Origin of the sequence: Pseudomonas sp. ABC1 (genome assembly GCF_013395055.1) — a bacterium.
Classification (GTDB): Bacteria; Pseudomonadota; Gammaproteobacteria; order Pseudomonadales; family Pseudomonadaceae; genus Stutzerimonas.
The window spans coordinates 2,818,810-2,831,460 of sequence record NZ_CP058349.1; the positions used below are offsets into that span (position 1 = coordinate 2,818,810).

The 12,651-nt window shown below is 64.4% G+C and carries 11 protein-coding genes; 8 read left to right on the plus strand and 3 right to left on the minus strand.

Features of this window, described 5'->3' with window-relative positions:
- Nucleotides 1-24 precede the first annotated feature (24 nt).
- Together HW090_RS12380 and HW090_RS12385 are read right to left on the minus strand one after the other, a co-directional pair.
- Nucleotides 25-1,068, minus strand: coding sequence for an LLM class oxidoreductase (locus HW090_RS12380; protein WP_179113810.1), 1,044 nt, complete (start codon nt 1,066-1,068; stop codon nt 25-27).
- A 23-nt stretch (nt 1,069-1,091) separates the two neighbouring features.
- Nucleotides 1,092-1,727 (minus strand): glutathione S-transferase family protein, encoded by a 636-nt coding sequence (locus tag HW090_RS12385; protein WP_179113811.1) that lies wholly within the window; start codon nt 1,725-1,727, stop codon nt 1,092-1,094.
- A 116-nt stretch (nt 1,728-1,843) separates the two neighbouring features.
- Here HW090_RS12385 and HW090_RS12390 point away from each other — a divergent pair, with 116 nt between their 5' ends.
- Nucleotides 1,844-2,743: a LysR substrate-binding domain-containing protein gene (locus HW090_RS12390; protein ID WP_179113812.1), complete on the plus strand. Its 900-nt coding sequence runs from the start codon at nt 1,844-1,846 to the stop codon at nt 2,741-2,743.
- Between the two features lie 121 nt (nt 2,744-2,864).
- Nucleotides 2,865-4,466 (plus strand): murein L,D-transpeptidase, encoded by a 1,602-nt coding sequence (locus HW090_RS12395; RefSeq protein ID WP_218673535.1) that lies wholly within the window; start codon nt 2,865-2,867, stop codon nt 4,464-4,466.
- Nucleotides 4,467-4,489: 23 nt separating this feature from the next.
- On the opposite strand, the gene mntP is transcribed toward HW090_RS12395, so the two are convergent.
- Nucleotides 4,490-5,053: a manganese efflux pump MntP gene (mntP, locus tag HW090_RS12400; RefSeq protein WP_179113813.1), complete on the minus strand. Its 564-nt coding sequence runs from the start codon at nt 5,051-5,053 to the stop codon at nt 4,490-4,492.
- Nucleotides 5,054-5,369: 316 nt separating this feature from the next.
- On the opposite strand from mntP, the gene HW090_RS12405 reads away from it, so the two are divergent.
- The 6 genes from HW090_RS12405 (at nt 5,370) to HW090_RS12430 (ending at nt 12,583) form a co-directional block, all read left to right on the plus strand.
- Entirely contained in the window at nt 5,370-5,879 is a 510-nt protein-coding gene (locus HW090_RS12405; protein WP_179113814.1) for a sigma-70 family RNA polymerase sigma factor, read from the plus strand.
- 4 nt (nt 5,880-5,883) lie between these two features.
- Entirely contained in the window at nt 5,884-6,822 is a 939-nt protein-coding gene (locus HW090_RS12410; protein ID WP_179113815.1) for a FecR domain-containing protein, read from the plus strand.
- Nucleotides 6,823-6,962: 140 nt separating this feature from the next.
- The gene (locus HW090_RS12415; RefSeq protein WP_179113816.1) at nt 6,963-9,353 is read left to right on the plus strand and encodes a TonB-dependent siderophore receptor; all 2,391 of its coding nucleotides are present in this window, start codon (nt 6,963-6,965) and stop codon (nt 9,351-9,353) included.
- 10 nt (nt 9,354-9,363) lie between these two features.
- Nucleotides 9,364-10,203, plus strand: coding sequence for an alpha/beta hydrolase (locus HW090_RS12420; RefSeq protein ID WP_179113817.1), 840 nt, complete (start codon nt 9,364-9,366; stop codon nt 10,201-10,203).
- Nucleotides 10,204-10,328: 125 nt separating this feature from the next.
- Nucleotides 10,329-12,173 (plus strand): sulfatase-like hydrolase/transferase, encoded by a 1,845-nt coding sequence (locus HW090_RS12425; RefSeq protein WP_179113818.1) that lies wholly within the window; start codon nt 10,329-10,331, stop codon nt 12,171-12,173.
- A 29-nt stretch (nt 12,174-12,202) separates the two neighbouring features.
- Entirely contained in the window at nt 12,203-12,583 is a 381-nt protein-coding gene (locus tag HW090_RS12430; RefSeq protein ID WP_179113819.1) for a diacylglycerol kinase, read from the plus strand.
- Nucleotides 12,584-12,651: the final 68 nt, after the last annotated feature.

Genomic DNA, 12,651 nt, shown 5'->3' on the forward strand with positions numbered 1-12,651 from the left:
GCCATGGCCTGGCCATGGCGGTTGTTACCAGTGTTGCGGGTGTGGCGCAGGCCCGGGCAGCGAGGGAAACAGCGGCAGCACGTCCTCGGCCAGCTCCTGGATGATATCGGCGGCGGGGCGCTCGGCCATCTGGATGCCCAGGGCCGCATGGTTGACGCCGGCATCACGCCATTCGCCGAGCAGTTCGATCAGCCCGTTGCGACCGGTCTTGAGCACATAGCCGCCTTGCAGCGGTGTGCGGGGGAAGTCCGGGTCTTCCGTGAGGTCGATCCATTCGTTGGTCATGTGCGGGCGAAAGCCGCCGCCAGGGATGTGCGCCCGCCAGTTGCGCACCTTTTCCGCGAGGCGTCGTGGCCCCATGAGGTTCTGGGTCGACTCGGGGTAGGTCAGCCAGCCATCGGCCTGTTCTCCCAACCATTGCATCGACTGCCTGGACGAGCCCGTGACGATCAGCGGGATACGCCCGCAGGTCGGGCTGGGCAGGAAGCGGGCACCCTCCAGCAGGCCCAGGGGCGAGTCGATGGAGGGTGTCTGTTCCTGCAGCAGCTGGCGGAAGTAGCCCAGGGTCTGGGCGAAGCGTTCGCCGCGCTGTTCGTGTTCCAGGCCGTAGGCAGGAAACTCCACCGGGCGGTCGCCCGAGGCGATGCCCATGACCAGGCGGCCACCGGACAGTCGGTCGAGGGTGGTGGCGGCCTTGGCCAGGTCGATCGGGTGGCGCAGCGAGAAGATCGCGCTGCCGGTGGCGAGGGCGATGGTGCGGGTGCGCGCGGCCAGGTAGGCCAGGTAGGTGAAGGGGTCGAACACCTGGCCGGCGTCGCCGAAGTAAGGGTCGAACAACGGCACGTCGCGTACCCACACGGCGGCGAAGCCCCGGCGGTCTATCTCGCTGACCAGTTCGGCCTGGCCGGCCAGCACCGCCATGTCGCCGTTATAGAAACGCAGGGGCAGGAAGATGCCCAGCGTCAACTGGTCGGGGGCGAACATGCGCCGATAGCCGGGATGGTTGGCAAAGGCGCTGGCGTCTGCGCCGCGTTGGATACGGTCCGTTGGATGCGTCGTCTGGTTCATGGCAATGGCTCGGTCGAAGGGGGTCATGGGCCGGTGGCGGGTGCTGGCAGGGTGATGCCGCGCTGGACGGCCGGTCGCAGGGCGGTGCGTTCGTACCAGCGGCTCAGGTGCGGGTAGTGGCTGAAGTCGAAGTCGATCAGGTGGGCGATGTGCATCCAGCCGAAGGTGGCGATGTCGGCGATCGAGTACGTTTCGCCCGCCAGCCAGGTACGCCCGTCGAGGCGATGGTCCAGCGTGGCGAACGCTTCCTCGGTCAGTCGGCGATAGCGCTTTATGGCGGCGGGAGTGGGGCTGTCTTCGAAGCATTCGAAGTGCACGCGCTGGCCCAGGATCGGCCCCATGCTCGAACTGTGGAACATCAGCCAGGTGATGGCGGCCCAGCGTTCCTCGGGTATGTTGGGCAGCAGTTGCCCGCTGATCTGTGCGAGGTACAGCAGGATCGCAGCGGACTCGAAAATCGTGATGCCGGCCTTGTGGTCGCGCAGGACGGGAATTCGCCCGTGGGGGTTCAGCTCGAGAAACGCGGGGCGCCGGTGTTCCCCATGGTCGATGTGCACATGCTCGAGGGCATAGGGCAGGCCCAGTTCCTCCAGGGCGATGGTGATCTTGAATCCATTAGGTGAGCTATCGGTATAGAGCGTCAGGTCTGGTGTCTCCATTTCTTGCCAATGCCTCTGTTCTGTTGGTTAATGCGGGCTATCCTAGTCACCCTGGGCAATCGGCAAAAACGATCGATTCTGCCCTCTTGAATCAGTTTTTCTAAAGGTATGGTGCGATGGGTGCTGTGTTGCCACTGCTGGCTCTGCGAGCCTTCTGTGAAGCGGGACGGTTGGGCAGTCTCAAGGCGGCGGCTGAGCGCATGGGGGTTACGCCGGGTGCCATCAGCCAGCAGATTCGTCTGCTGGAGGACCGTCTGGGGCTGGAGTTGCTGGTGCGTGGGCGCCATGGCGTTCGCCTCAGCGAAGCCGGTGCGCGGGTGCACTCCGAATTGCTGCGTGGCTTCGAGTTGATCGAGTCGTCCCTCGCCACTCTGGAAGCGTTTTCCGCCGAAAAGCGCCTGACGATCAGCACCGTGCCGTCTTTCGCTTCCGCCTGGCTGGTTCCACGTATCGGGCGCTTCAACGCACTCCACCCTGGTATCGAGGTGCGCGTGGAAGCGTCTTCGCGGCTGGTGGACTTTCGGCGTGATGCGGTCGACATTGCCCTGCGCCATGGGCTGGGCCATTACCCAGGGCTCGAGGCGATTCCGCTGATGGCACCCGTACTGCTGCCTGTGGCCAGCCCCGGGCTGCTGGCCGGAGGACCGAGCATTCGCGAGCCGGCGGATTGCCTGAACTATCCGTTGTTGCAGGACTCCGACCGCTCTGACTGGGCGCTCTGGTTGCAGGCGCACGGTGTCGATGCGGGCAGCGAAGCCCAGCGTGGTTCCAGCTTCGACGAGGACCTGTTGCTGTTGCGCGCCGCAATCGCCGGGCAGGGCATTGCGCTGGTGCAGGACAGCCATGTCCGGGACGACCTCGCCTCCGGGCAGTTGGTGGTGGCGCTGGACAAGCCCTGGCCCGCTCGCTTCGCCTACTACATCGTCACCCCGGTTGAACGGCGCAAGCGCCCCGAAGTCCAGGCGTTCATCGACTGGCTTCGCGAAGAGGCCGCGTCATTCATGGCGGGGGCGTGACAGGCCTGGAGGCCATGGCGTCATTCACCACTTTCGTCTTGTCGCGGTGCCCTTCGATTGCTCTGGATGAAGGCTTCGGACAGGATGTCGCAGCGGATTTCCCATTACATGGAGTGACACAGTGTACAAAGCATGCGCATTCGGCCTGTTCTCCTGGTTGCTGGCTTCCCCGATGGTGCTGGCCGACACGCCGAGCGCTCCGGCGAGCGTAACGTCGCCCCTGGTGCAGGCGCTGTCGGGGCAATGCCCGATGCCGCCGGAGTTCGATGCGGTGGCCCGCGAGCGCCTGCTGGCCTTCTACGACGCCAATGCCATGCAGGTGCTCTGGCAGGACACCACCCTCGCCGAACTGCTGGAGCAGTTGCAGTTGCTGGGCGATGACGGCCTCAATCCGCAACTCTACCGGGGCGATGTGATCCGCCAGCGCCTGCAGTCGCCACCCGCTGAGCCGCTGGCACGCGAGTGCACCGATCTGCTGGCCAGTCATGCCTACTTGCTGGCCTTGCAGCACCTGACCTTCGGGCAGTTGCAGCAGAGCCGCCAGGAGCCGTTGTGGCGCAGTCAGCAGCCCTCCGCCGCCGCCGACCAGCAACGCTTGCTGGAGATCGCCGGCATCGGCCTGGCGCGGCCGGAGCAGGCTTTCGATCTGGCGCGGCCCGTGCTGGAGCAGTACCGCAACCTGCGGGCGGCGCATGCCCGGCTCGTCACCAATCGCCATGGCGAATGGCCCGTGGTCCCGACGGGGCCGACCCTGCGGCCCGGAATGAGCGATGCGCGTATTCCACTCCTGCGCGAGCGCCTGCAGGCCGAAGGGTTCGTGGTGCAGGAAGAGGCCGAGGCCGCCGCCGAGAGCTATACGCCGGGGCTGGTGGCTGGCGTGCGCGCCTTCCAGCATGCCCATGGCTTGCTGGATGACGGGCTGATCGGCACCGGGACCCTGGCGGAGCTGAATGCCAGTGTGTCGCGGCGGCTGGATCAGGTGCGTATCAACCTGGAACGCTTCCGCTGGTTCGCCCGGGATATCGAGGCGCAGTCGCTGCTGGTGGATATCACCGGCGGGCAACTGGTGTTCCTGCGCGACTATCGCCCGCTGTGGCAGACGCGCACCCAGGTGGGCAAGGCGTCGCGGCAGACTCCGGCGATGAAGTCGGTGATCAACCGTCTCACCCTCAACCCGACCTGGACGGTGCCGCCGACCATCCTGCGTGAAGACAAGCTGCCGCAGATTCGCCGTGACCCCGGCTATCTGGACAAGCACCGGATGCGCGTGATCGACCATCAGGGCAACCCGATCGACCCGAACACGGTGGACTGGAGCCGGCCGGGCGGCATCATGCTGCGCCAGGCCGCCGGGCCGGGCAATCCGCTGGGACGGGTGGCGATCCGCTTCCCCAACCCGTTCTCCGTGTACCTGCATGACACGCCCAGCCAGTACCTGTTCGGGCGTGCGCCACGGGCCTTCAGCTCGGGGTGCGTCCGTGTCGAGGCGGCCATGCAGTTGATCGACCTGTTATTGAGTGAGGACGAGCGCGGGCGGGTCACCGAGTTGCTGGAGCGTGGCGAAACCTACGAGTTCCGCCTCTCGGGCAGGACGCCGATCCTGATGGCCTACTGGACCGCCGAGGCCGATGGCGACGGGCATGTGTTCTTCCGTCCGGATATCTATGGCCAGGACGAGCGCCTGATCAAGGCGCTGAACGCCGCCCAGCAGGTTGCACTCTAGGTTCTTAGGCGAGGCCGGCGGCATCAGCCGGCCAGGTGTTCGTAGAGAATGGTGCTGCCGACCAGGATCAGCACCACGCCGCCGAGGATTTCCGCACGTTTGCCGATCATCGCGCCCAGCGCGCGTCCGAGCATGATGCCGAGGGTCACCATGAGCATGGTGGCCAGGCCGATGGCGGCGGCCGCGACGAAGATGTTGACCTCGACGAACGCCAGGCTGAAACCGACCGCCAGGGCGTCGATACTGGTCGCGAAGGCCGTTACGGCCAGCACCCAGAATGCGTGGCGCGAGGGCTTTTCTTCTTCTTCGCTGTCGGGTTGCAGGCCGGCATGGATCATGTGCAGGCCGAGCAGCAGCAGGAGGGTGAAGGCGACCCAGTGGTCCCAGGTGCTGACGAAGCGGCTGGCGGCCTGGCCGATAAGCCAGCCGACCAGCGGGGTGATGGCTTCGATCACGCCGAAGATCAGGCCCGTGCGCAGGGCTTCGGTCAGACGTGGTTTGTGCAGGCTCGAACCTTTGCCGATGGCGGCCGCGAAGGCATCCGTGGACATGGCGAAGGCAAGCAGAACGAGTGATACGGGGCTCAACGTGAATCTCCAGTCGGGCGGCATGAGTCAACGACACGACACTGCACGCCCGACTGTGGCACAGGTCTGTCGTTGGTCTCGCCGATCCTGCTGGATGCACTGGCCACGGCGGTTGCCGAGAATGTTGACCAGTGCGCCACCACATGCGTGATGACTGGCTACTCCCCAAAGAGGGCCGCGAGTATACCCGAGGTTCCGCTGGAATGTGATTGGCGTGTGCAAATTTTGCGGAGAAATAGTTGCGAAGTGTGGTGATTGTCCGGCTATTTAATGGATAATGACTCTTATTAACAAAGCTCGTGACCAAGGGCCGTACATGCCAGCGCTTCCTCCGGAACAGCACTCCCATACCCAAATAGAGACGATCTACGAGGATCATCACTCCTGGCTGCAAGGTTGGCTGCGGCAGCGCCTGGGTAATTCCAGCGATGCCGCCGACCTGGCGCAGGACACTTTCCTGCGCCTGCTGGCCAGTCGTCGCCGTGAGCTGGTCGATGACCCGCGCGCACTGCTGCGTTTTATCGCCCGTGGACTGGTCATCGACCTCTGGCGGCGCCGTGAGGTCGAGCGGGCCTACCTGCAATCCATCGCCCATCTGCACGAGGCGCAGATACCCAGCGAGGAAACCCGCCATCTGATCATCGAGTCGCTGTTGCGGATCGAGGCCATGCTCGCCGGTATGCCGGAACTGACCCGGCAGGTCTTCGCCATGGCGCAGTTCGACGGGCTGGGTCACCAGGCCATCGCCGACCACCTGGACATCAGCCTCAGCACCGTGCGCCGCCACCTGCGCAAGGCGCTGATCGCCTGCATCATGGCCGGTTGAAGCGATGGCCGAGCAGGAGGTAGATGAACGCATCGCCGGCGAGGCTGCCGACTGGGTGATGCGTGTGCAGAGCAGGCCGCTCGATGAGCGCGAGCGGCAGGCGCTGGAGGCCTGGAGCCAGCAAAGCCCGATGCATGCTTGCGCCTGGAGTCGTGCCCGGCAACTGTTGCAGATCAGCGGGCAGGTGCCGCCGGCCCTGGGGCGGGATGCTCTGCAACGCCTGCACGGCCTGGGTCGACGCCGGGCCATGCAGACGCTGGCGCTGCTGATCGCCGCGCCTCCCGCCGCCTGGCTGGCCTGGCAGCGCATGCCCCACTGGCGTGCCGACCTGTCCACCGACAAGGGTGAGCGACGGGCGCTGCAACTCTCCGACGGTAGCCAACTGGTGCTCAATACCGACAGTGCCGTGGATGTGGCCTTCGATGCCGAGCAGCGGCTGCTGCGGCTGCAGCGCGGTGAAATCCTCGTCACCACCGCCCACGACCCACGGCGCTTCGTGGTCGAGACGGCGCAGGGCCGGGTGCGGGCGTTGGGAACCCGTTTCAGTGTGCGGGTGCTGGACGAGCGCAGCCGTGTCGCGGTGTTCGAGCATGCGGTGGAGATCACCCCGCACCAGAGCGCGGCGCTGCGCCTGGAGGCAGGGCGGCAGGCCGCGTTCGGCGCTCAGGAGGTGAACGCTGCCGAACCACTCGCGGACTATGCCGATGCCTGGGAGAGTGGCTTGTTCGTTGCCAACGAGCTGCGCCTCGACCAGTTGCTGGATGAGTTGTCACGCTACCGCAGCGGCATCCTGCGGGTGCATCCGGGTGTCGCCGCAATGCGGGTTTCCGGCACTTTCCCCATGGGCAATGACGAGCGTGCCCTGACCCTGCTGGAGAAAACCCTGCCGCTGCGCGTCAGCCGTATGAGTCGTTACTGGGTCAGCGTCCAGCCGCTGGAGTGAGTGGCCGCGCCCTTGCAATGGAGGCAAGAAAATAAAGTTGAAAAAGAGTGAATGCTTTTTCGATTTGGTTCGGTTTACCCGATGAACCCCTCGCGCCTTGCCAACGGCGCATCATCCGGAATCGAACAAGGAGACCTGTCATGGGCGCCCGCCTTACCTCACCGATCGACCGCAGTCATGTATCTCTGAGCCTTGCCATTCGCGCTGCCCTGCTGGGGCTTGCCCTGGCCGGGAGCGCTCCTTTGCTGGCCGAGCAACTGCCTGCCGAGGTGGCGCAGAGTCGCCAGTACAGCATTCCGCCCGGGCCGCTGGCTGCGACCTTGACCCGCTTCGCGGCGACCAACGGTATCGCGCTGTCCTTCGACCCCGCGCCGCTGGCTGGCAAGACCAGCCCAGGTCTGCAAGGCGACTACAGCCTGCGTCAGGGTTTTGCGCGCCTGCTGGCGGGCAGTGGTTATGTGCTGGTGGACAAGGGCGATGGAAATTACTCGTTGCAGGCGCTCACAGAGGGTGATGCCAGCCTGCAACTTGCACCGACCAGCATCGAGGGCAAGGCTGCGCAGAGTGCTTTCGCACCTGTTCCGGGGTATTTCGCCAGCAACGCCAGCAGCGCGACCAAGAGCGACAAGCCGATCTTGGAAACCGCGCAGAGCATCAGTGTGGTCACTGCCGAGCAGATGGCTGACCGCAAGGTGAACCGCGTCGAGGATGCCGTCGCCTACACCGCTGGTGTTCGTGTCGGCGGTTCGGGCCTGGACCCGCGCTTCGACACCATCAGTGTGCGCGGCTTCGCGACCACGGAGAACGCTGACTTCCTCGATGGCCTGCGCAACGCCGGCAGCGGCTGGCTGGCCCTGCCGGCGCTGGAAGCCTATAGCCTGGAGCGTGTGGAGATCCTCAAAGGCCCGGCTTCCGTGCTGTATGGGCAGATCAGCCCTGGCGGCATGATCAACCGGGTGAGCAAACGTCCCAGTCTGCTGGCGAAGAACCAGGTGGAGTTGCAGGTCGGTAACTATAACCACCGTCAGGGTCAGTTCGACGTGGGGGGCAAACTGGATGAGGCGGGCGATGTATTGGTGCGCACCGTCGGTATCTATCGCGATGCCGAATTTTCCACCGAGCAGATGAACAATGACACTCGTCTGCTGGCGCCGTCGCTGAGTTGGCAGGTCGACGATGACACCAGCCTGACCCTGTTTGCGCAGTATCAGGAGCGTGAAACCGCCGGCTCGCCGATGTTCTACAGGGACGGCGACTACCTGACGGATTTCTGGCCAGGCGACGAGTACTTCGACAAGCTCGAGCAGCGCAAGTGGTCGGTCGGCTACGAGTTCGAACATGCCTTCAACGACACGTTCAGCGTGCAGCAGAATCTGCGTTACAGCCAACTGGATACCACCAACCAGTACCTCGACTTCGCTGTCCGGAGCGACGGTCACACCTTCGACCGTACCTCTGCTGGCAGCTATGAGGACATGGCATCACTGGCGACCGATACCCGTCTGGTGAGTCGCTTCGCCACTGGCAAGCTGCAACACACCCTGGTCAGCGGAGTGGATTACGCCTGGATCGACACGGAACTGCAATACGCCACTGGCGCCGCGCCGTCCATCGACCGCAACGCACCTAATCACCACCAGCCGGTGTCCCGCCCCGACACGGTCTGGGTCGACCGGGAAGGTCTTGAACATCGCGCCGGCATTTACCTGCAGGATCAGATCGAACTCGACCGCTGGCGTCTGTCTGCCGGCCTGCGCCGTGATTGGGTGCATACCCGTTTCAACGGCTATCAGTGGGGCAGCGACGTCAACAGCAAGGACAGTGACTCGGCGACCACCGGGCAGCTCGGCGTGCTTTACCTGCTCGACAATGGCCTGGCACCTTATGCCAGCTATGCGACCTCGTTCCTGCCTCAGAGTGGTAGCAGCCTGAGCGGCGAGCGTTTCAAGCCGACCGAAGGCGAGCAGTACGAAGTCGGCCTCAAATACCAGCCGCCGGGTAGCAGCACCATGCTCACGGCGTCGCTTTATCACCTGACGCAGACCAATGTGCTGAGCCGCGATCCGGCCGACAGCAATTTCCAGTTGCAGACAGGTGAGCAGGTCTCGCGAGGGCTGGAACTGGAGGCCGTCTCCGATCTGAGTGACAGCCTGCGCATGACCGCCAGCTACAGCTTCAATGATGCCGAAGTCAGCAAGGATATCGACTACCGCGGCAAGGCACCGAAGAACCTGCCACGGCACCTGGCGGCCTTGTGGCTGGATTACCGTCTACCCTTCGGCCTGGGCCTTTCCGGCGGTGCCCGCTATACCGGCAGCAACTACCGCAATAGCGTGAACACCTTGAAGAATGAGGCCTACACCCTGATCGACGCGGGTGTGCACTATGACTTCGGCGCGGGAATGGACGGCGTACGCCTGGCCCTGAATGCACGCAACCTGACGGACAAGCGCTATATCACCTGCCAGGACAGCTTCTGCTATCGCGGCGAAGCACGCAGCCTGGTCACCAGTCTGAGCTATAGCTGGTAAGGAGACGGACATGTTGCGTACTGCATTGAAATACCTGGGCGCGCTGCTGTTGAGCGGCCTGCCGTTCGTCCATGGCGAGCCGGTGACACTCGATGGCACCGAACAATGGACGATGAAAAGCGCCGAGGGGCGCGACTACCGCATCATGATCAGCTTGCCGGAGGGTGACGTGCCCTATACCGGAGGCTATCCGGTGATCTACCTGCTCGATGCCAATGCCTATTTTCCGAGCTTCCATGCGGCCAAGCGGGCACAGGATCAAATGAAAGGTGCGATCCTGGTGGGCATCGGCTATCCGAGCGATACGCCGCTGGACTTCGATCGACGCGCCTTCGACCTGTCTCCACCGCAGCCCGCCGAGCGCAACACACCTCCCCAGGGTGGCCAGGACCTGTTTCTCGATTTCATCGAGCAGCGCCTGATGTCCAGAGTCGAGCAGCGCTTCAAGGTCGATCAGGACCAGCGCAGCCTGGTGGGTTGGTCCTTCGGTGGCATGTTCGGCATCTATGCCCTGTTTACCCGTCCGGAGTTGTTCCAGCATGTGGTCGCGGTGAGCCCGAGCCTGTGGTGGCGTGATCGCTATCTGCTGGAGCATGAGCGCGCTTTCACCCAGCGGGCGCATGCGGGCAAGCTGGACCTGACCCACCGCAGCCTGACCATGCTGGTCGGTGACCGGGAGATGCCGCAGGAAATCCAGGATGTCCGCTCGCTGCAACTGCGTCTGGAGAACCTGTCGCAGTACGGTCTGCGCAGCGATTTCCAGATCGAGACGGGCGAGGACCATATGTCAGTGCCGTTCCGCGTGCCTAACCGGGTACTGGACGAGTTGCTGCGTACCCGGCGTTTCTGAGCGCTTGAGTCGACTTGCGGCAGGCTGTTTCGTGTGGCCTGTCGCTGATCGTCGAGCGGTTAAGGTTGGCTTAAGCTGGGGATGCTTCTGTATGCGGCCAGTTCTCCGTCTCCGAGGAAGCCACCTTGCCCCCCTCCATCGCCCCCCGCCGTGCCGATGCCCTGTATTGGCTGTTCACCTGGATCGCGGTCGTGCTGCATCTGGCGCATCTGTTCGATGCCCCGGATGCGCCCGGCATGGCGCTGTACCAGGGGGTACTGCTGGGCAGCTATGCCTTGCTGTTCATTGCGCCGCTCTGGTTGCTGGGGCGCCTGGCCAGTCCGCTGCCACGGGCCGTCGGGCTGGTGCTGTCGGTGTTGCTGGCGGGCCTGCTGCAACTGCTGATCTACGCCGATGGCCTGTTGTGGTCGCTGTACGGTTTCCACCTCAACGGTTTCGTCTGGAATATCCTCACCACGCCGGGCGGTATCGCCGCGCTGGGTTCGTCCGAGTCCAGCCAGGTCGGTTTCGCCCTGATTGGCGCGGCCTGTTTCGTCGCTCAGGCGTTGCTGCGGGTGTTGGCGGGTTTCGCCAGCCGCTGGCGCACGTCGCTGCCGACGCCGCGCTGGCTATGGGTGCTGCCGATGTTTCTGCTGGCCACCCTGGGCGAGCGGATCAGTTACGGCATCAGCCATTTCTATGGCTACAGCCCGGTGTTGGAGACCGCCCAACGCATGCCGCTCTACCAGCCGTTGACCATGCGCCGTCTGCTGGAGCAACGGCTGGGGCTGGAGCGGCCACAGCGTCTGGAGGTGGAGAATGTCGCGCTCAAGGGGCAGCTCGATTACCCGCAGGCACCGTTGCGCATCGAGCCGCCGGGCAAGCCGCTGAATGTGGTGTGGCTGGTGGCCGAATCCTGGCGGGCCGACAGCCTGACGCCACGGGTGATGCCGCGCACCAGCGCGTTCGCCGAGCGTGCCCAGCACTTCACCCGACACTTCTCTGGCGGCAATGGCACCCGCATCGGCATGTTCAGCCAGTTCTACGGGTTGCCGGCCAACCTCTGGTTCCCGGTGCTGGATGCCCGCGTCGGTAGCCCGCTGATCGACGTGCTGCAACGCCAGGACTACCAGATGAAACTGTTCACCAGCGCCCGCTTCAGCTATCCGGAGTTCGACAAGACGCTGTTCGTGAAAGTACCGCCCGAGCAGATGCAGGCCTACGACCAGGGCCCCGGCTGGCAGCGTGACCGCAAGAACGTCGATGACCTGCTGGGTTTCATCGACCAGCGCGATGCGCAGCGGCCCTTCATGACGTTCATGTTCTTCGAGTCGCCCCACGCCAACTACGAGTTCCCGCCGGAGTCGGTGATCGAGCCGGATTACCTGCCCGACCTCAACTACGCCAACATGAACCTGGAGCGTGATATCGGCGGTATTCTCAAGCGCTACCTGAATGCCGTGCACCACCTCGATGGGCAGATCGCCCGGGTCATCGAGCATCTGGAGCGGCGCGGACTGATGGACGACACCTTGCTGGTGATCACTGGCGACCATGGCGAGGAGTTCATGGACAATGGCCGCTGGGGTCACAACTCCTCGTTCGTCGATGCCCAGTTGCGCGTACCGCTGGTGCTCTGGGTGCCAGGGCGCGAGGCGCGGCGGGAGGACCTGCGCACCAGCCATGTCGACCTGCTGCCGACGCTGATGCCGTTGCTGGGCGTGCGCAACCCCGCGCATGACTACAGCATCGGCCAGAGCCTGTTCAGCCCCGGTGCCCAGCGCCTGCTGGTGGCGGGGGACTGGGATCGCCTGGCGTTCCTCGGCGAGGATCACAAGGTGGTGCTGCCCTTCACCAGTGGCAGCATGCTACCGCTGCAGGCCAGTTCGGCCAGCGACCGCCCGGTCGGCGATATCGCGAGCGTGCTGCAAGGCTTCATGCCCCGGATTCGCAGTGAGTTGCAGGGTATCCGCCGTTTCCTGGCACATTGACCGTCGACGCATTCGACAAGGAGACATCCATGGACGACTCCACAGACGCCAGCGGCCTGAAGGGCCGCCGAGGCCTGGCGCGTATCCTGCGGGCGGGCGGTTATTCCCTGGCGGGGTTGCGGGCAGCGTTTATCGGCGAGGCGGCGTTCCGACAGTTGCTGCTGCTCAACCTGCTGTTGCTGCCGGTGGCCTTTCTGCTGGATGTCAGTCGTGCCGAGCGGGCGCTGCTGATTTTGGTGTTGTTGCTGACGCTGGTCATCGAGCTGCTCAACTCGGCCATCGAGGCGGTGGTCGACCGCATTTCCCTTGAACTTCACCCGCTCTCCAAGCGTGCCAAGGACATGGGCAGCGCCGCCCAATTGGTCGGACTGGTGATGGTGGTGGTGGTGTGGGGGTGCGTCCTGCTGTAACAGGACGGGCAATCATCCGGCTCCCTATATGAGAAAGCCCCGGAGGCTATCGCCATCCGGGGCTTTCT